The sequence below is a fragment of the Streptomyces sp. NPDC007991 genome (assembly GCF_042958445.1).
In the GTDB taxonomy this organism is placed as follows: domain Bacteria; phylum Actinomycetota; class Actinomycetes; order Streptomycetales; family Streptomycetaceae; genus Streptomyces.
Genome location: NZ_JBIBJD010000005.1, coordinates 567,229 through 586,100 on the forward strand (window position 1 = coordinate 567,229; position 18,872 = coordinate 586,100).

At 68.8% G+C, this 18,872-nt stretch carries 17 protein-coding genes; 9 read left to right on the top strand and 8 right to left on the bottom strand.

Annotation, left to right across the window (positions count from 1 at the left end; genetic code table 11):
- Positions 1-22: 22 nt before the first annotated feature.
- Positions 23-1,249 (bottom strand): FAD-dependent monooxygenase, encoded by a 1,227-nt coding sequence (locus ACFZDA_RS17190; RefSeq protein ID WP_391081467.1) that lies wholly within the window; start codon positions 1,247-1,249, stop codon positions 23-25.
- A complete protein-coding gene (locus ACFZDA_RS17195; protein ID WP_391081470.1) occupies positions 1,246-2,658 on the bottom strand; it encodes an MFS transporter in 1,413 nt (470 codons plus the stop codon). The genes ACFZDA_RS17190 and ACFZDA_RS17195 overlap by 4 nt, the downstream gene beginning before the upstream one ends.
- Positions 2,659-2,894: 236 nt before the next feature.
- On the opposite strand from ACFZDA_RS17195, the gene ACFZDA_RS17200 reads away from it, so the two are divergent.
- Both ACFZDA_RS17200 and ACFZDA_RS17205 read left to right on the top strand, forming a co-directional pair.
- Positions 2,895-3,623: a leucine-rich repeat domain-containing protein gene (locus ACFZDA_RS17200; protein WP_391081473.1), complete on the top strand. Its 729-nt coding sequence runs from the start codon at positions 2,895-2,897 to the stop codon at positions 3,621-3,623.
- A 288-nt stretch (positions 3,624-3,911) separates the two neighbouring features.
- Entirely contained in the window at positions 3,912-5,192 is a 1,281-nt protein-coding gene (locus ACFZDA_RS17205) for an NlpC/P60 family protein (RefSeq protein WP_391081476.1), read from the top strand.
- 67 nt (positions 5,193-5,259) lie between these two features.
- On the opposite strand, the gene ACFZDA_RS17210 is transcribed toward ACFZDA_RS17205, so the two are convergent.
- A complete protein-coding gene (locus ACFZDA_RS17210; protein WP_391081479.1) occupies positions 5,260-5,769 on the bottom strand; it encodes a cupin domain-containing protein in 510 nt (169 codons plus the stop codon).
- 1,347 nt (positions 5,770-7,116) lie between these two features.
- On the opposite strand from ACFZDA_RS17210, the gene ACFZDA_RS17215 reads away from it, so the two are divergent.
- The 7 genes from ACFZDA_RS17215 to ACFZDA_RS17245 all read left to right on the top strand — a co-directional run bounded on the left by ACFZDA_RS17215 (position 7,117) and on the right by ACFZDA_RS17245 (position 13,982).
- Positions 7,117-8,466: an extracellular solute-binding protein gene (locus ACFZDA_RS17215; RefSeq protein WP_391081482.1), complete on the top strand. Its 1,350-nt coding sequence runs from the start codon at positions 7,117-7,119 to the stop codon at positions 8,464-8,466.
- Between the two features lie 84 nt (positions 8,467-8,550).
- Entirely contained in the window at positions 8,551-9,516 is a 966-nt protein-coding gene (locus ACFZDA_RS17220; protein WP_391081485.1) for an ABC transporter permease subunit, read from the top strand.
- Positions 9,513-10,400 carry an ABC transporter permease subunit gene (locus tag ACFZDA_RS17225; RefSeq protein ID WP_391081488.1) on the top strand — a complete coding sequence of 296 codons (888 nt, stop codon included), beginning with the start codon at positions 9,513-9,515 and terminating at the stop codon, positions 10,398-10,400. Before ACFZDA_RS17220 ends, ACFZDA_RS17225 begins: the two co-directional genes overlap by 4 nt.
- Positions 10,401-10,524: 124 nt before the next feature.
- A complete protein-coding gene (locus ACFZDA_RS17230; RefSeq protein ID WP_391081491.1) occupies positions 10,525-11,559 on the top strand; it encodes an alcohol dehydrogenase catalytic domain-containing protein in 1,035 nt (344 codons plus the stop codon).
- 129 nt (positions 11,560-11,688) lie between these two features.
- Positions 11,689-12,498 carry a DeoR family transcriptional regulator gene (locus ACFZDA_RS17235; RefSeq protein ID WP_391081493.1) on the top strand — a complete coding sequence of 270 codons (810 nt, stop codon included), beginning with the start codon at positions 11,689-11,691 and terminating at the stop codon, positions 12,496-12,498.
- On the top strand, positions 12,495-13,232 hold the full coding sequence (locus tag ACFZDA_RS17240) for an HAD-IA family hydrolase (protein ID WP_391081496.1): 738 nt from the start codon (positions 12,495-12,497) through the stop codon (positions 13,230-13,232). The genes ACFZDA_RS17235 and ACFZDA_RS17240 overlap by 4 nt, the downstream gene beginning before the upstream one ends.
- 309 nt (positions 13,233-13,541) lie before the next feature.
- The gene (locus ACFZDA_RS17245; protein ID WP_391081499.1) at positions 13,542-13,982 is read left to right on the top strand and encodes a VOC family protein; all 441 of its coding nucleotides are present in this window, start codon (positions 13,542-13,544) and stop codon (positions 13,980-13,982) included.
- A 42-nt stretch (positions 13,983-14,024) separates the two neighbouring features.
- Here ACFZDA_RS17245 and ACFZDA_RS17250 read toward each other — a convergent pair whose 3' ends face one another.
- From ACFZDA_RS17250 to ACFZDA_RS17270, 5 genes are all read right to left on the bottom strand, one after another.
- The gene (locus ACFZDA_RS17250; protein WP_391081501.1) at positions 14,025-14,450 is read right to left on the bottom strand and encodes a peptidoglycan-binding protein; all 426 of its coding nucleotides are present in this window, start codon (positions 14,448-14,450) and stop codon (positions 14,025-14,027) included.
- A gap of 388 nt (positions 14,451-14,838) precedes the next feature.
- Positions 14,839-15,693 carry an alpha/beta hydrolase-fold protein gene (locus ACFZDA_RS17255; RefSeq protein WP_391081503.1) on the bottom strand — a complete coding sequence of 285 codons (855 nt, stop codon included), beginning with the start codon at positions 15,691-15,693 and terminating at the stop codon, positions 14,839-14,841.
- Positions 15,694-15,857: 164 nt separating this feature from the next.
- Positions 15,858-16,400, bottom strand: coding sequence for a hypothetical protein (locus ACFZDA_RS17260; protein WP_391081506.1), 543 nt, complete (start codon positions 16,398-16,400; stop codon positions 15,858-15,860).
- Positions 16,401-16,677: 277 nt separating this feature from the next.
- The gene (locus ACFZDA_RS17265; RefSeq protein ID WP_391081507.1) at positions 16,678-18,021 is read right to left on the bottom strand and encodes a helix-turn-helix domain-containing protein; all 1,344 of its coding nucleotides are present in this window, start codon (positions 18,019-18,021) and stop codon (positions 16,678-16,680) included.
- A 491-nt stretch (positions 18,022-18,512) separates the two neighbouring features.
- Positions 18,513-18,785 (bottom strand): hypothetical protein, encoded by a 273-nt coding sequence (locus tag ACFZDA_RS17270; protein ID WP_391081510.1) that lies wholly within the window; start codon positions 18,783-18,785, stop codon positions 18,513-18,515.
- Positions 18,786-18,872: the final 87 nt, after the last annotated feature.

The following is an 18,872-nucleotide window of genomic DNA, read 5'->3' on the forward strand; positions in this document are numbered from 1 at the left end:
GAAGGTCGGCTGGAGTACCAGGTCACCGCATCGAGCCGAACTCGGGCAGCGCAAGGGCTGAGTGGGCCGGTCGGGCTGTCGCGGAGGGCATGGTGACGAGGTCGCGCAGCAGGGCGTTGCGTTGCTCCAGTGCCCGCGCTGTGATGGGGAAGAGCGTGGCCGCACCGTTGTCGACCAGGGCCTGATTCATGGCCACGAACTCGCGCGTGTCGCGTTCGTAGGCGGCGAAGGCCACAGCGTGGTCCCGATGCGTGGCCAGGGCGTTGGCGAGCATGTAGGCACCGACCAGGGCAAGGCTTGTGCCTTGTCCGGTGAGGAACGAGGGCGCGTACGCGGCGTCGCCGACGAGCGCGACACGGCCGCTGGACCAGTGGGGCATGCGGATCTGACCGGCCGTGTCGAAGAACAGGTCATCCGCGTCTCGCATGGCACTGACCATGCCGGGGACCTCCCAGCCCGCGCCTGCGAAGACCGTGGCGACCAGGTCCCGCTGGGCGTCGGGGTCCCGGAGGGCGTCGAGCGGCGGTTGTGGTCGGTGGAAGTTCAGGAAGGCGTGCAGCTCGTCGTCCCCGACGGCGTAGAGGGCCGCGGCTCTCCCCGGGGTGTTCCACACCATGACCTCGCGGGAGAGCCCGAAGGTGTTGGGCATGGTGAAGATGGCGAAGCAGTAGCCGAGGTAGCGGTGGAACTGCTCTTCGGGGCCGAACAGGGACTCCCGGGTACGTGAGTGCATACCGTCGGCGCCGACCACCAGGTCGAACGTGCGCTGTTTCCCACTGCGGAACGTGACGTCGACCCCTTGTCCGGACGGGGCGGGGCCGAGGATGTCGATGGAGTCGCCGAATAGGAATTCCACGTCGTGACGGACCAACGCGTAGAGGATCGCGGCCAGATCACCACGCCGCACCTCGAGGTCCTGTCCCTCGACCCCGCCTGCGACGGCACGCGGGGTGAGCGAGGCCACTTCGCCGCCGTCGGCGTTGAGGAAGGTGCAGCGCCGGGCGTCGAGGTGCGCGTCCCGCACTTGCGGCAGTATGCCCATCCGCCGGACCACCTCTGTCGCGGTACCGCGGATGTCGATCGGGTAGCCACCGTCGCGCAGTGCGCCTGCCTTCTCCACCACGGTGACCGCGTATCCGGACCGGTGCAGCCAGTACGCCAGCGCGGGTCCGGAGATACTCGCCCCGGAGATCAGAGCAGTGCGCTTCGCGGTGGTACTCACGTCCCGCGACAGACCGGCCGGTGTCATGCCTGGGCTCCCTTTTCGGTGATACGGACAACGAACAGGGACAACGCGGCGACGAGGCCGGCAACGGCGAACCCTGTGACGAAGGCCGATTCAGCCGGACGGCCCGTCATCGGCTCGGCCCCGGCGTCGAGGATGGCGCCGGCGATCTGGGCGCCCAGGGCGACGCCGACCACGCGAGTGACCACGAGCAGGCTGGTGGCGATGCCGATGTCCTTGGTGTCGATGGCGGTGGCGGTGCCGGCGAGCAACGCCGTGGTACCGACGCCCGCGGCGAACGCGGTCAGCACCTTCGCGAGGACGAGCTGCCATTCCGCGGTGTGCAGCGCCGCCAGGGCGATCATCGTGGCCGCCGTGACGACGGTGCCCACGATGACCACGGCACGCGGACCGAAACGCCGCGCCGCGATCCCGCCGACCGAATCGCTGACTGCCCCGGCGATGGCGCCGGGCAGCAGGAACAGTCCGATGTCGGTGGTGCCGGCTCCGAAGCCGTACCCGTCGGCCGATACCGCGAGCAACTGGGGGAGGAGAAAGACCACCATCCCGGAACTGGCGGTGATGACGAGGGTGAGCACGCACGCATGCCACATCGCGGGCTTGGCCAGCATGTGCAGATCGACCATCGGCGAGGCTGCCCGGCGCTCGACGACGACCCACCCGGTCGCGAGTGCGGCCACGACCACCGCGACGGCACCGACCGCGAGCGGCGGCAGGCCGCCGTCCCCCGTGACCGTCACGAGCCCGAGCATGAATGCGAGCAACGTGCCGCTCAGCAAAACCGTGCCAGGCCAGTCGATCCCCTTGTCCGAGGAAGTCGGCGGATCATGAGGCATCAGCCGACTCACGACCGGCGTCGTCGCGATGATCGCGATCGTGGGCAGCGCGAACATCCACCGCCAGGACAGGCCTTCCGCGATCGGCCCGGCGAACAGCATGCCCACCATGCCGCCGCCCGTGAACAGCGCGACGACCAGCCCGATCGCCGCTTGTGACTGTTCTGCCGTGAGGTGTTTGCGCACCAGGATGAATGACAGGGGCAGCGCACCCACCATGACGCCCTGCAACACCTGTCCGAGCAACAACACCGGCAGGTTCGGCGCCAGGCCGGCCATCACACCACCCACCGACACCACGGCCATCAGCCGGATCAGCACCCGCTTTCCGCCGTAGCGGTCGCCGAGTTTGCCTGCGACGGGTGTGATGACCGCGCCGGTGATGAGCAGCGCGTTGCCGATCAAAGCCCCTTCGGCAGGACTGACTCCCAGCTCACGTTGAAGCAGCGGGAGCGCAGGCTCCACCACTGACTGCAGGGTGCCGAGGGCGAGTGCCAGGATGCCGAGCGCACCGATCGACAGCCACCCGATGCGGACCGGGGAGACCACGGTTTCGGAAACAGACGTCGTTTTCACCGGCGCTCGCCCAGCAGCTCGAACACCTTGAGAGAAGTCACCATGTGCTGATCACTCCAGACACCACTAGAGAAGAGGGATGCGCGAGATCCCGCGCGTCTCCCAGACTTCCCTCCGGCGCCCCTGGCGGGCATCGTCCTCCGAAGTCGTCCTGTCCTGGTGCGCCCGGACGAGCCACTCACCTGTTCCGGTGCCTACGCACTACAAGCCGGACCGTCGACAGAAGGGACACAGGCGTGCAGCCCACACTCACCACACTCAGCCTCTGGCGCCACCAACTCGGGGAAGTGCCCGAGACGGTCTGGCAACGAACCGAGCTCCAGGTACTGATCCTGGCGGACAACGGGCTCAGACACCTCCCCCCGAAGATCGGGCGGCTGCACAGACTCACGACCTTGGACCTCGGTCACAACAAGCTCACGTCGCTTCCTGACGCTCTGGGCGATCTGCCCGAACTCAGCGGCTGTCTCTACCTGCACGACAACAACCTGTCCCGGCTCCCGGACACGCTGGGAAACCTGACGCGACTGCGGTACCTCAACGTCGGTGAAAACCCTCTCACCGCCCTGCCCGAAACACTCGGCCTGATGACCGGCCTGATCGAACTTCGGGCCCAGCACAGCCGGCTGACCGCGCTGCCTGCCGGCATCGGCCGCCTCCACAAGTTGCGCGAACTCTGGCTCCGGGGCAACAAGCTCACCAGCCTGCCCGACTCGACCGCCGAACTGCACGAGCTACGGCAACTGGACCTACGGGAGAACGCGCTCAACGAAGTGCCCGAGGCCCTGAACCGCCTTCCCCGGCTACGCCAGCTCGACCTGCGCTCCAACGCCATCGTCCAACTGCCCGACTGGGTCGCCCAGATGCCCGCCCTGGAGAAGCTGGATCTACGCTGGAACCCCTGCACGCCCTCCGCCCACCTGCTCACCGAACTGGAGCAGCGCGGCTGTGTGGTCCTGCTGTGAACCCTCGGGCTACGAAGAAGGGGCGAAGGTCACAGCAGCATATAGGGTGTTTCCGGACTTCGATCTTCACGTAAGTTACACAAGTTGGCTAAGTTAGTCACTGCGTACACGATTTCCACCGATGGACAGGTGGTTTCGTGGACCCCGGAACGGAAGGAGCGCCCTTTTCCATGGCGTCGGAACGAACCCCGCTCCCCGAAGTGACCGACTTCGCGGGCCAGGCCAACTCCCTTGCCCCGGAGGCCTTCACCGCCGAGGCCCGGCTCTCTCGGTCGGCTGGTTCCCGCGTTGGCTGATGAGAGCGAGCTGCCGAGCCCCGACGAGGTCCGGCGGCGGATCGACAGCCTCTACGACCGGGCCGAGAGCGACACGGGTACCTTCAACGCGACCCGCGCCGCCGCGATCCCGCGTCAGCGGGACGCGGCCGCCCGCCGCCGGCCCCAGGGGGACACGGAGCCCGCGGTCGGAACCTTTGCCCGGCAGTGGTTCAACGCCGCCCGTGCCAAGCTGGGCCCGACCGTGCCGGCGTCGCTGCCGGACAGGAGGCTGCCGGTCCGTCCCGACCGCGCGCCCCAGGCGGCACGCCCCGCGCGCCCGGTGGAACGTCCCGCGGAACCCCGCGCTCTCGAAGCGCCCAAGGCACCCACCGGTGTTGCGCGGGAGCTGACCACCGGAACAGCTCAGGCGCCGACCACAAGACTCCTCCCGGAGCTCTCCGACCAGCGTCTCGCACCGGCTGCGGCAGGCGAGTCCCGGCGGGACGAGAGCGCCTGGCGTTCCGGCGCCGAGCCGGTCATCGGCGATGGGCCGGTGTGGCCGCTGTACGAGCCCGCACCAGCGCCCGCCCTGGAGTCCAGCCCACCGCCTGTTCCGGAGTTCAGCCCGCTGCCCGGTCCGCAGTCCACCGCGGCGCTGCCCACCGGCCCGCATCCCACCGCGGACCCTCACTATGCGGACCCTGCAACAGGCGCGATGGAGACGTACGGTGCCGGTCCGGCGACCGGCGCGACCGCACCGTATGCGACGGCTCTGTCAGCAGGTCCCACCGCTTACGACACCTCCGGTCCACCGGCCGACGTGACCGAGACCCATGGCGCCGGTCTGCCGAGCGTCCCCGCATCTGCCCTGGCGGCCCCTGCTGCGGCAATGCCCGCCGAGCCGGCCAGCCCTGCCTCCGGTGGGTCCTGGCTGTCGCCGGACGCCGGCCCCAGCACCCGGGCCGAGCGGGTGGTCGCGTTCGCCCGAGCGCAGATCGGTCGGCCCTGCGTATGGGGCGCGGTCGGGCCGGGATCGTACGACGCCCCGGGGCTCACCCAGGCCGCGTGGAAGGCTGCCGGTGTCACGCTTCCCCGGACCGCCCAGGCCCAGTGGGGAGCGGGAGTGCAGGTCTCGCTCGCTGACGCCCAGGTCGGCGACCTGGTCTTCTTCCACGACGACCTCGGCCACGTCGGCATCTGGAGCGGCGACGGCATGGTGATTCACGCCCCGGGCCCGGGGGCGCTCATCCGTGAGGAGTCGGTGTTCTTCGCGGGCCAGTCGGCGATCAAGGGCGCGGTCCGCCCGGCCTGACATCCCCGAGGGGCTGTGCAGGGCAGCCCTGTAAAGCCCCTCGGGCAGGCCCCGCAGCGGACCCGAACTACTCCACACCGGCCTCGAAATCCTCCACGAAGTAGCTGTCGTGCCGGATGCGGAACTGCTTGAGTTCCTCGCCACCGCGCTGTGTCATCTCCGCGACCCGCTCGAAGTACTCCTCGCGTGGGGCGCCGGGGGAGAAGAGCATGAGCATGGACATGGGTTCATCGGTCACGTTCTTGAAGGCGTGCAGGCCGCCGACCGGTACGTACAGGAAGTCGCCTTCGCGGCCCGTGACCCACTTCTCGCCGTTGTACAGCTCCAGTTCGCCGGAGAGGATGAAGAAGGACTCCGACATCGCCTTGTGGAAGTGGGTCTTGGCTCCAGCGGACCGCGCACCCAGCTCCACCTTGTACAGCCCGAATTCGCCACCGGTCGACTCGTTGGTGGCGAGGTAGTGAGTAGAGCCGCCGGGCGAGGAGATGTCCGGCGGGGTGCTGGCCGGCCGGAAGGCCGCACTCACTTCGCCCTTGTCGCTGTGGTAGCGGGGCTCCGGGTACTCGGGGTACGACATGATGCGCTCCTTTGGCAGGTCTCCACCAGCATGGTGGCTCGCGCTCCTGGAAGGCGGCATCGGGCTGTCGGATGATCTCGGACCGGACAGTGCTGAGGACCGGAGACCTGGTACTGCGGTCTCGCAGGGACGGCATGCGGCCAACGAGAAGGCCCGGTAGGACGGGGGCCACGAGCGGGGGGTGTTGACCTCCTTGGGGGGCGCGGGTGACGGCAGGCCCTGGTCCTGCGGAGAGGGCACCGACGGCTGCAGCTGACCGGATGCCACCTCCAGGACCGCTTTTCCGGAGATCCGACCTCCCCGAAGCGCCTCGGCCGCCTCCTCGAAGCGGTCCCAGTGTCCTTGCCGGCCGACCTGGACGGTGAGGGACCCCTCAGCGGTCGGCTCGGTGGGAACGGCCAGGTCCGCGCCGACATCGCCCTCGATGACGAACGAGGTCGGCGACAGGTTCCATGCCCCGACCAGTTGGCGGCCGCCGACGCTGTCGATCACCGCGTCGACCGGTCGCTGGAGTCCCTCCAGCCCGATCAGCACCCTCGGCCAGCCCTTCCTCGCGGGCGGCCGAGCCCACGGACGCGATCACGTGGGCACCGGCCCGCGCCGCCAGTTGGACGGCGAACCGGCCGGCGCCGGAAGCCCCGGTGACCAGAACCCTCTTGTCCGGTCCGAGCCCGGCGGCCCGCAATGAGCGCAGTGCCGCCACTCCGGCGACGGGCAGAGTCGCCGCCTTCACCAGCGGGCCCTCGGCGCCGGCGTCGCCGAGTACATACACGCGCACATCCGGCAACCGCTCGGCCTCGGCCCCGCTCTCGGCGTCCCGCCGCTCGCACTGGCCGATCCTCGGTTCTCCGTCGGCATGGCCTTCATCGACAACGTCAGCCCGCTCGTCGGCGGAGGGAGCGCCGCAGCCCTCACGGTCCGCAGCCGGTGGTCTGATGGTGGCGGGGGAGTGAACGCCAGCCCTACCCGAGCTCTGCCCCCGCCGCCACGACCGGCCGCGGATAGGCACGGCACCGCCGCAGGTATCGCCCTGCTGAAACCCCTGGTCAAGCCCGGCATCCTCGCCCAGGCCGACACCGGCCGGTCGGTCGCGCCGACTGCGCACGATGAGGAACGTACCGGCGGCCCGGCACCCCAGCGAGACGACTGGGCGATAGATTCACATAAGTTTTCTCGCAATATGTGTTAACAACGGTGCCGTCTCCTGATAATAATTCCGGCATCGATACCGCGCCCCACACCCCAGGGACGCCTCCATCGCCCTCCCCACCCGGCCTGGCGCGCGCCGCCGCCTTGGGGCCCCCTACGCCGTTTCACGCCCCACCCGCACGAGAGGTCCCCCGACACATGCGATCGACCAGATATGCCCTCATCGCCGGCGCCGCCGCGACCGCCCTCCTCGCCACCGCCTGTTCCGGAGCCGGAGCCGGCGGATCCTCGGGCGGCGACCAGAGCATCAACGTGCTGATGGTCGGCAACCCGCAGATGGAGGACATCGCGAAGCTGACCAAGGACAGCTTCACCAAGGAGACCGGCATCAAGGTCAACTTCACGGTGCTGCCCGAGAACGAGCTGCGCGACAAGGTCACCCAGGACATCGCCACCCAGGCCGGTCAGTACGACGTCGCCACCATCGGCGCCTACGAGGTGCCCATCTGGGAGAAGAACGGCTGGCTGCACGAGCTCGGCTCCTACACCGACAAGGACAAGAGCTTCGACGAGGCCGACCTGCTCAAGCCGATGGTGCAGTCGCTGTCCGGTTCGGACGGCAAGCTCTACGCCCTGCCGTTCTACGGCGAGTCGTCCTTCCTCATGTACCGAAAGGACGTCTTCGCCGAGAAGGGCCTGACGATGCCCGAGCACCCGACCTGGCAGCAGGTGGCCGACCTCGCGGCCAAGGCCGACGGCGCCAAGCCGGGGATGAAGGGCATCTGCCTGCGCGGTCTGCCCGGCTGGGGCGAGCTCGGAGCGCCGCTGACCAGCGTGGTCAACACCTTCGGCGGCACCTGGTTCACCAAGGACTGGAAGCCCCAGGTCAACACCGGCGGCTTCAAGGCGGCCACGAAGTTCTACGTCGACCTGGTGCGCAAGCACGGTGAGGCGGGCGCACCGCAGGCCGGGTTCACCGAGTGCCTCAACGGGATGAGCCAAGGCAAGGTCGCCATGTGGTACGACGCCACCAGCGCGGCCGGTTCCCTGGAGGACCCGAGCACCAGCAAGGCCGCGGGCAAGATCGGCTACGCGTACGCGCCCACGGTCAGGACCAAGAGCAGCGGCTGGCTGTGGGCCTGGGCGTGGGCGATGCCGAAGACCACCAAGAAGGCCGACGCCGCCTCGAAGTTCATGCTCTGGGCGTCCAGCAAGAAGTACGAGAAGCTCGTCGGCGAGAAGCTGGGCTGGGCCCGGGTGCCCGCCGGCAAGCGGGCCAGCACCTACGACATCCCCCAGTACAAGAAGGCCGCCGCCTCCTTCGGTGACATCACACTGAAGTCCATCCAGCAGGCCGACCCGTCCGACCCCGGCACCCAGCCACGGCCCACCGTGGGCATCCAGTTCGTCGCCATCCCCGAGTTCCAGGACCTCGGCACCAAGGTGACGCAGGAGATCTCCGCCGCCATCGCCGGCAAGACCAGCGTGGACAAGGCCCTCGACGACGGTCAGAAGCTCGCGGAGGACGTCGCCGAGAACCACCGCTGATCCACACCGCCTCGGCCGGCCGCACCGTCGGCCGGGGCGCCGTCCCCGCACACGCACCGCCACCGGCGGAGGAAAGCCACGCCCATGACCACGCTCGCCCATCCCCCGAAGAAGACCATGCGTCCACCCGCCCACCACGGCCGCCAGTCCCCGGCCGGCCGCAGGTGGCGCCGACGCTTCCCGCTGTTGCCGGCGCTGATCTTCACGATGGTCGTCACGCAGCTGCCGTTCGTGGCCACTCTCGTCATCTCGACGTTCCAGTGGAACATCCTGCGGCCGGACGACCGTCACTTCACCGGCCTGTCCAACTACACCTTCGTCTTCACCGACGAGCGGCTGCGTTCCGCGGTGGTCAACACCGTGGTGCTCACCGCGTCCGTCGTCCTCCTCAGCGTGCTGCTCGGACTCGGCCTGGCCCTGCTGCTCGACCGCCGCTTCCCCGGCCGCGGCCTGGCCCGCACCCTGCTCATCGCCCCGTTCCTGGTGATGCCCGTCGCGGGCGCGCTGCTGTGGAAGCACGCCCTCTACAACCCCGACTACGGGCTCCTCAACGGCACCCTCAACGCCGTGTACCGCCTGTTCGGCGCGGACAACGGCCCCACCGTCGACTGGATCTCCACCTTCCCCATGCCGGCCCTGGTGATCGCGCTGGTGTGGCAGTGGACGCCGTTCATGATGCTCATCCTGCTGGCCGGCCTGCAGGCCCAGCCCGGTGACGTCCTGGAGGCCGCCCGGGTCGACGGGGCCTCCGCGCTGCAGACCTTCCGCCACATCACGCTTCCCCACCTGCGGCAGTACATCGAGCTGGGCATCGTGCTCGGCGCCATCTTCGTGGTGCAGACCTTCGACGCGGTCTTCACCATCACCCAGGGCGGCCCCGGCTCCCAGACCACCAACCTGCCCTACGAGATCTACCTGACCATGTTCCGCAAGTTCGAGTACGGCCAGGCCGCGGCCGCCGGCGTCGTCGTGGTGATCGGCTCGATCGTCATCGCAACGTTCGCCCTGCGGGTCGTCGCCTCCCTGTTCCGTGAGGAGGCGTCCCGATGAGCGCCCACGCAGCGACCCCCGCGACCTTCGTACAGCGGCTCCGTCGCCGCAGGCAGGACCTCGACCCCGGGCAGACCCCGCGCCTGTCGCCGCTGTGGACCTTCGTCGCCTGGCTGGCCACCCTGGCCCTCTTCGCGCCGGTGGCCTGGATGGTGCTCACCGCCTTCCACCAGGAGGCCGACGCGGCGACCAACCCACCCAGCCTGCTGGCGCCCCTCACCCTGGACCAGTTCTCGCTCCTGCTGGAGCGGGACATCACCCCGTACCTGCTCAACTCGGCCATGGCCGGCGTCTTCTCCACCCTGCTGGTCCTCGCCCTGGCGGTGCCGGCGGCCTACGCGCTGTCCATCAAGCCGGTCGAGAAGTGGACCGACGTGATGTTCTTCTTCCTGTCCACGAAGTTCCTGCCGCTCATCGCGGCACTGCTGCCGATCTACATGATCGTCAAGGACATCGGCATGCTCGACAACATCTGGACGCTGGTCCTCCTCTACACCGCGATGAACCTGCCGATCGCTGTGTGGATGATGCGCTCGTTCCTCGCCGAGGTGCCCAAGGAGATCCTGGAGGCCGCCGAGGTCGACGGCGCCGGACTGCCCACCGTGCTGCTGCGCGTCGTGGCGCCGGTCGCCATGCCGGGACTCGCCGCCACCTCGCTGATCTGCTTCATCTTCAGCTGGAACGAGTTCATGTTCGCGGTCAACCTCACCGCCACCCAGGCGTCCACCGCACCGGTGTTCCTCGTCGGCTTCATCACCAACGAAGGACTGTTCCTGGCCCGGCTGTGCGCGGCGGCCACACTGGTCTCCCTCCCCGTGCTCATCGCCGGTTTCGCCGCCCAGGACAAGCTGGTGCGCGGCCTGTCGCTGGGAGCGGTGAAATGAGGGCCGCAGGCACCCGCGTGGTCCTTCCCCACGACGTACCCGCCACCGCCGTCCAGGACGCCCTCGGCGCCGCGGACCTCTTCGCCGCCGCCTGAACGCCCCGAGCCGAACGGAACCCTCCACCATGACCGAGCAGATCCGCCGCGTCCTCGTCCGCTCCCTCGACGACATCACCATCGAGCACGTGCCCGCCCCCGCCCCGGGGGACGACGAACTGCTGGTGCGCACCACGGTCGTCGGCGTGTGCGGCTCCGACACCCACGCCGCTGCCGGCCACCACCCCTTCATCGACCTGCCCTACCGCCCCGGCCACGAGGCGGTCGGCGTCGTGGCCGCCGCCGGGCGCGCAGCCGAGGACTTCACCCCGGGCGACCGGGTGATCGTCGAACCCAACCTGTACTGCGGCCGGTGCGCCCAGTGCCGCTCCGGCCGCTACAACATCTGCGAGGACCTCAAGGTCTTCGGCTGCCAGACCCCCGGCGCCATGGCCGACGTGTTCACCATCCCCGCCGACCGCGTCCACCGCGTCCCCGACGGCATGACCGACCTCCAGGCCGCCCTCGTCGAACCGTTGGCCACGCCCGTTCACGCCGTGGCCAAGGCCGGCGACCTCACCGGCCGCACCGTCGCCGTCCTCGGCGCCGGCCCCATCGGACTGTTCACCCTCATCGCCGCCCGGCACGCGGGCGCCGCCCGGATCGTCGTCACCGACCTGCTGGAAGGCAAACGGAAACGGGCGCTGCGCCTCGGCGCCGACGCCGCCCTGCCCGCCGACGCCCCCGGCCTGGTCGAGCGGGCCCACGCGGCGCTAGACGGCCCGGCCGACGTCGTCTTCGACTGTGTGACCCGCGAACAGTCCATGGCGCAGGCCACCGACCTGGTCGCCAAAGGCGGTCACATCGTCGTGGTGGGGGTGGGCGCCGCCGGCGCCACCCCGATCCGCCTGGACCTGATCCAGGACCGGGAGATCCGCGTCGAGGGCACCTTGATGTACACCGCCGACGACTACCGCACCGCCATGTCCCTCATCGCGTCGGGCGCCGTCCGGACCGCCGAGATCGTCACCGCCACCTACCCCCTGGATGACGCCGCCAAGGCGTTCACCGCCTCCGTCGACCCGGAGCAGGTCAAGGTGCTGGTCACGGTGGAAGGCCCGTAGCCACCCGTGTCGTACCTGGTACTCGCCCCCCCCGCGCGGGCAGCCCGAGGGCCGGGGCCGGACAGCCCCCGGCCCTCGGGCCCCGTGTGCGAAACTGCGAAACCGGAACCACCCGGAAGGAGGGGCGCAGTGACCGCCCGTACGCGACTGTCGCAAGCCGCCGTCGAGGAGCGCCGGCAGGCCGTCCTGCGCTACGTCGCCGACCACGGCGAGACCCGCATCGACGACCTCGCCCGGCACTTCGACGTCAGCCTGATGACGATGCACCGGGACCTGGACGACCTCGCCGGCCGCCACCTGCTGAGCAAGGAACGAGGACGGGCCGTCGCCTTCCCCGCCCTCACCATGGAGACCGCCACCCGCTTCCGGGAGAACAGCGCCCTGGAGGCCAAGAACGCGCTGTGCGCGGCCGTCGCCGACCGGATCAGGCCGGGCAGCACCCTGCTCATGGACGACTCGACGACCCTGTTCCCCCTCGTGCCCAGGCTGGCCGGGCTGGATCAGCTGCACGTCGTCACCAACTCGGTCGGCCTTGCCCAGCGCCTCGGGTCCGCGCCGACCGTGCATGTCACCCTGCTGGGCGGCCACTACCGCGGCGACTTCAACTCGTGCACCGGTCCCGCGGTGACCCGCGCCCTGTCCCAACTCCACGCCGACCTCGCCCTGATGTCCGCCACCGCCGTCCTGGAAGGCCGTCTCTTCCACCCCCTGAACGACTACGTCGAGGTCAAGCTGGCCATGCTCGCCGCCGCCGAGCAGGCACTGCTCCTGGTGGACCACTCGAAATTCGGCAAGACCGCCACCTACGCCTACGGCACCGCGGCCGACTACCAGGCCGTCATCACCGACACCGGCACCCCCGAACCAGAACTCGCGGCCATCCGAGACCTCGACGTCCCCGTCGAGACCGTCATACCCGAAGAGCAGACCGCCCCGTGATACAGACCCTGTTCGAAACCCCCAGCGCCTACCGTCCCACGGACGCCGAGATGGCCGCACCCGTGCCACCGGTCGAAGCCGTACTGTTCGACTTCAGCAACACCATCTTCCAGATGATCGACCTGGAGACGTGGCTGCGCCGGGTCGGCGCGGCTTCCGGCCGCCTGCCCCGGCTCGACGAGCCGGGTGTGCTGGCCGAGACCTCCCAGCAACTGCGCACAGCCTTTCGGCTGCCCGCTGTCGTCGCCCTGCAAGAGGGCCGGGACCTCTCCGCCGAGCGGCACCGCCGGGCCATGCGGGGATGGTGGGAACGAGTGGACTTCCTGCGTGGCGTGGAGGACACGGCCTACCGGGAACTCATCGCGGCGGATGCCTGGATCCCCTACCCCGACACCGAAGCGGTGCTGCGCGCCCTGCGCGACCGCGGACTGCGCGTCGGCATCGTCAGCGACTTCGCCTGGGACCTGCGCACCCACCTGACGCACCACGGCCTGGACAGCCTGGTCGACACCTGCGTCATCTCCTACGAACACGCCCGCGAAAAGCCCGACCCGCACCTGTTCCTCAAGGCCTGCGCCGACCTCGGCACCGACCCCCGCGCCACGCTCATGGTCGGCGACAACCCCGTCCGCGACGGCGGCGCGACCGCCTGTGGCCTGCGCACCTACATCCTGCCCGCCGAACACCGCACGGGTGAACGCGGCCTGACGGACGTGCTCCGCCTCGTGGCCTGACGACTCAAGGTGTCATCAGCCGCGCGGCCCCGCGCCGTGCAGGAGCGTGTCGATGACGAGTGTGGCCGACCCGTCCGGGTCCCCGCCGGCACCGTTCTCGTCACCGGAGCCAACCGCGCCCTGGCGGCGGAGCCGCTCGGCCGCGGCGCCACCGTCTACGCCCGCTGTCGGCTGGTGACCTGCACCGTTGATCCACGCGGCCTAATTTTCGAAGTTCGGCGGTTGGGGATGTCGAGAACGTGCCACCGGCTACGTCCCTGGGGTATCAGCGGCCACCACCGGCCGCACGACGAAGAAGGAGAAACCAGCATGGCGATTCAGCGGATGGACAACGTCGGCATCGTCGTCGAGGACATGGACGCCGCCATCGCGTTCTTCGTGGAACTCGGTATGGAGCTGGAGGGCAGGACGGAGGTCGAGGGTTCCTTCGCCGACCAGTGCACCGGACTCGACGGCGTCCGCTGTGACATCGCGATGCTCCGGACCCCGGACGGTCACAGCCGGCTCGAGCTGTCGAAGTACCACAGCCCCGCGGTGATCAGCGCCGGGCCGCGCAACCGGCCGCACAACGTTCTGGGCACGCACCGCGTCATGTTCGCCGTCGACGACATCGAGGACACCGTTGCCCGCCTGCGCCCTCACGGCGCCGAACTCGTCGGCGAGATCGCGCGGTTCGAGGACAGCTATCTGCTCTGCTACGTCCGCGGCCCGGAGGGCATCATCGTCGGGCTGGCCCAGCAGCGACGCTGAGAAGGAGAAACCGAACCATGCGATGCAGTACGCGCGGTTGTGTCACCCGACCCAGCACTTGTAGACGTCACGCAGATGCGGCCAGGTCTTGGGGCCGACTTTGCCGTCGACGTCCAGGACCTTCTTGCCGCAGAGCTCATTGATCCTGGCCTGAAACTTCTTCGCGGCCGCCTGCGAGTCACTGCCGAAGATCCCGTCGACGGTCCCCGGGCTGTATCCCAGGTACTTCAAGAGGCACTGGGCCTCCTTACCTGCCGCCGACACCGACGTCGACGACGGCTGCACCGTGTTGCCGCTGTAGTAGCCGGCGTAGTACTTGTCACCCGGCGCGGTACCGGTACTCGTGACGTTGCATGCATACGTCGCTTGCGTGCCCAGCTCGGCTGCTGTTGCCGGAACGGCCGACAGTCCTGACAGACAGAGCGTGGCCATGCCCACGGCCACCGCGATTCTCGCTCGGAATTGCATGAGTCATTCCCCGTTCGTCTCAAGGTCAGGTGAGCAGGCAGAGCACCGGCACAGTCGGGCTCCCGCATCTGCTTCGTCACCACTCTGCTTGGGCAGCCGGTGTCCGGACAGACCTTTGCGTCTCACCGAAAAAGCCGAGGCCACGAGACTGAGGTGGGCGATGGCCGCAAAAGGCGCGATCACCCGGCTCCAGGCGTGGAGCCGGTCGCCATCGAGCCCGCACACCGCCGCCACGCGCGCGCAGCGGGTCTCACGCGGTGACGTCCATCCGCGCACTGATCGCAGGCTCGGACAGCCGCCTGCCGACCCGGGCGAAGGCCTCCTCGCACCGCCCCAAGCAGAAAGGAGGCAGCCCGGCGCAATGAGCGAACCCCCGGCTGATCACCACCTAGTCCGGGCGATCGTCCGGTCGCCACAACCAGCGCAGGGCGTCGGGAAGGAGCACACCCCCGTGATTGGGGCTGTGGCCGCCGTCGCCCAGGACGAGGCGGAAGTCGTAGCCGGCCTCGGCGAGAGCGGCCGCGACGCGCAAGTTGCTGGCGAGCCAGTTCCACTCGGGCTCGTTCCAGCGCAGGTCGCGGTGGCCGGCCTGCATGAAAATGCGCAGGGGTTTGCGGGGGAGGCTGGGAATGAGATCGGGGTAGGGGTTGCCGTCTGGCATCTGCGTGAAGCTGGACAGGCATGCGATGACCCGGCGGAATCTGTCCGGGCGCAGCCAGGCTGCGGTGAAGGCGCAGTTGCCGCCGCTGCTGCCGCCGCAGATGCCCCACCGGTCGGGGTCCTCGGTGATCGAGTACCGCTTCGTGACCTGAGGGATGATCTCGGTCAGGAGGAAGCTGACGTACCGGTCGTCGAATGCGTCGTACTCGGCGTTGCGGTTTTTCGGATCCTCGGTGTCGGGGAAGACGCCGGGGTCGACGAATACGCCGATGGTGGCCGGGATGTCACCGCGGTGGACGAGGTTGTCCAGGACGATGGCGCCGCGGACCTCCCCTTCGGGATTCAGGTACCACCATCCGTCCTGGAACACCATCAGCGATGCCGGCTCCGAAGGGTCGCACCCCGCGGGCACATGAACCCAGAACTTCCGTGACGTGCCCGGGTAGATCGCGCTGTCGTCCCAGGCGAACTCGATGGTCTCGCCGGCGGGCACCCCCGGCTGTACAGCCGAGTCGGGGCCGTGGGCGTAGCGAACGTCCGACTGGTCGACCGCAAGCGGCTGGTATGGCACCTCGATGGTCACGCGGGCCAACCTACGAGAGATCGTGCGACTGTCTCAAAGCGTTTAGATCCCCGCGCCTGGCCGACTCCGGCAGCGCGGAGTGTGGGTTCGGCGGTCCTCAGGCAGCCGGCCCGCGCACAGCACTGGAACCCGGCGTCTGGGACACGACGAATGCCGGCGCCCGATCAGTCGGTACGGCGGTCGATCTCGCTCTGCACAGTCTGGATGGCTGCCAGGGCACCTGCGATCGCGGCGCCCTGCTGACGTGACAGCTCGAGCAGGTCGTCCAGGGCGACCCTTCTGCTGCCGAGTCTTCGGTGGAAGTCGTCCGGCAGCGGGGTCTTCCTGTAGGCGTCGATGTGAGCCACCACCCCGCCGAACGGCAGGTCGGGAAAGCGGCGTTCGGCCTGCTTGATGCGGCTGAGGAGCTCGCCGAGCTTGACCATGTCCGCCTTTTGCACAGCGACGCCGGCCAGTTTGTCGAGCACGACGACGGTTTCGTCCAGCAGGTCGTAGTCGGCCCGGTAGCGCTTCGCCTCCTTGGCGCGGTGGTTCTTGCGCACCTGGACGACGGAGAAGTACGTGGTGACAGCGAGGCTGGCCAGACCGATGACGGCCGGCCATGTCCAGGAGCCGCTGAAGGTCTCCTGGGAGGCGTCGCTGCTCAGCACCAGGCGGATGCATGGGCGGTACGCGTTCTCCGTCAGCTGGGAAACTGAGCAGTGCATGATCGGATCTGTCCTTGGGCTTGAGGGCCTGTGAGGGGGGAAGGGAGGGGGCGAGGCCCGCCGACGGGGCCCCTGAGCGCACTGGGGGCTCGACTACGCGGTGTCGACAGCACTCGGCTGGCATCTGCCGGTTGCGGCTGTCTGGGACGGGCATCCCGCCGTCTTCCGGTTGGACATCGCGGACCGTAGTCAGGCGCTGTGCGTGCTCCACCGCCCCCAGGCGGTGCTCCTTCAGCAGGTCGCAGCTGGGGGTACGCAGGTCTGGGGGCGGGCGGCCTCAGGGGCCGCTGTTGCTGGTCGCCTCCCAGGACTGCGGGGTATGACCCGCCGGCGGGGTGGAGCTGCGCGAGCCCTGGAAGGTGTTCCGCTCAGCTCCGGGCTCGGTTGGCTCTTCGACCGCGGTGCCGGTCGTGCTGTGTGGCTTCTGCGGGCCGGCCGCCGTCTCCACGGGGCCGCCCACCAGGCCGGCGGCCATGGCGAGCCGGCGCTGCCGTCCGTTGGCCTCGTACTTGCAGACGAGCAGGACGTCCAGGCGGACCTGGGGCCGGATATGGCGCCGCAGGGCGGCCTTCAGAGCCGGGTGCCATGCGGTGGACTGCAGAATGAACTCTGTCTTGCGGTCCGTCACGAACACAGGAACGTCCAAGTGGTCGCGATGCAGGCGGGATTGCAGCACCGTGACGGCGCGCAAAGCACGCACTTGCTGACTGCTGAGCAGACCGGCCCGATTCGACAGCATTTCGACCCACGCTTCACGTACGTGGTCGGTAACCTCTGCGCAGGTCAGGCACGAGGCCCGCCCCATGACGACATCGGACAGCCTGACCCGGAACGTGGTAGCGCACTGCATGCACTCCACGGTCCACGGCGCCTCGAAGCGGCGGTAGCGTTCCAGGGACTCGAAGCCGGCCTTCCGCAGCAGCCGCGCCGCGGTCTCCTGAGCCACCTTGCCGCTGAGGTTTTCGGCGACCACGGCCTCTAGCTGCTTCATCTCCTCACGCATGCCGTAGCCCTGGCGTGCGGCAGTGGCATGCTGCCCCGCCCGTAGCCAGGCTTCGAACCACGCCTCATGGCCGCGCGGCGGTACCTCGCAGGCGATGAGGAAGGCTTCCAGGCACTCGATGGATGCTGGTGGCTGGCCGGCGCAGATCCGGTTGGCGGTACTGCGCGACAACTCCTTGCGAGCGGCGCGTGCCCTGTTGGCCATCACTTGGAACGAGGGCGCTCCGTTCAGCAGCCGCAACTGCTTCAGGGCCCGACAGAGGCTGTCGAAGTCCCTGATGAGATGAGGCCGTGGCGCGTTCCCTTCCCGCACTCGATCGCCGGTCCTGCGGCCGGCCATACTCCCGCGATAGGCGGCGATCCACAGCTGAGTGATCGCGTCGACATCCAATTCGCAGGCACGTGCGAAGGAGCATGCCACGTCCCGCTTGGGAACGACGGTGCCCGACGCTGCCCGCTGCAGTGTCGCGGGGCTGTGGAACCCGGTCCGCTCTGAGAGTTCGGCGTAGGAAAGACCGATGCCCCGGCGCCCGTTACGCAGGGCAGTGGCAAGTCTGCCCAGGGGACTCAGCGGGTCCGGAATCGGCTTCTCGGGTCGTCCCACCGCGTCATACTCCATTCCTGCGGCATGAATGGCTGCTGTGCATGGTCCCTGTCCGTCTCTCACGTGGCTCGCGACAGCGTGCCGTTCTCCATCGGCTCCAACCAAACGTCCCTTCACGGCAGTTGGCGCTCCCGCGAAGGCGCACACATCCTGCCACCTGGATATGGGACTTCGCAGGGGAGTGAGAGTTGGTGCATGACCGTCCCACCGCCAAAGTCACTCGCAACTGGAGCGGGACATAGTGAATCAACCTCTGGCCAGCAGGTTCGGCCCCGGCGGACAGCGGTCGACGGCCGTTCAAGGCTCGTTGATTCACTTCTTCTCGCCGCTGATTGCACGCCCTCTGCTCAGCGGCAACAATTTCCGAACCACCGCAACACAGTGCGCGGTGCCCTGTTTCCTTGGCTCCAACCATGATTGAACAGGGGAAATGAGCCTGACGCGTTGGCGCGCGAAACGGCACGGGAAGAGTCGGCCCGCTCAAGTGGGCCGACTCTTCCCCCTCTTCATCTTCCGATGATCGGAATAGAAGCTTCTTGTGATCGACTTTTGATCGCTTCTGACTCTTCGGTCCGTGAGCGAGGCGTCACGTTCCTGCGGAGTGGTGGCGAGTACGGCGCCGATCCACAGCCTGGAGACGTACAGCTCGGCAGGTCCTTGAACGTGATGGTCCGCTCGGCCGGCACCTTCGGCATCAGGAAGACCATGCAGGCCAGGGCGACCGGGAATCCGGTCGCGAAGGCCGAGGCCAGGTTGGCCAGCAGGAGTTCGGAGGTCATCAGAGAGAAGACGCCCAGGGCCACCGCCAGGACGGCGAGCCGGCTTGTGAGGGCGAACGGGCGGTGGCCCCGGTGGGTCGGCCACCG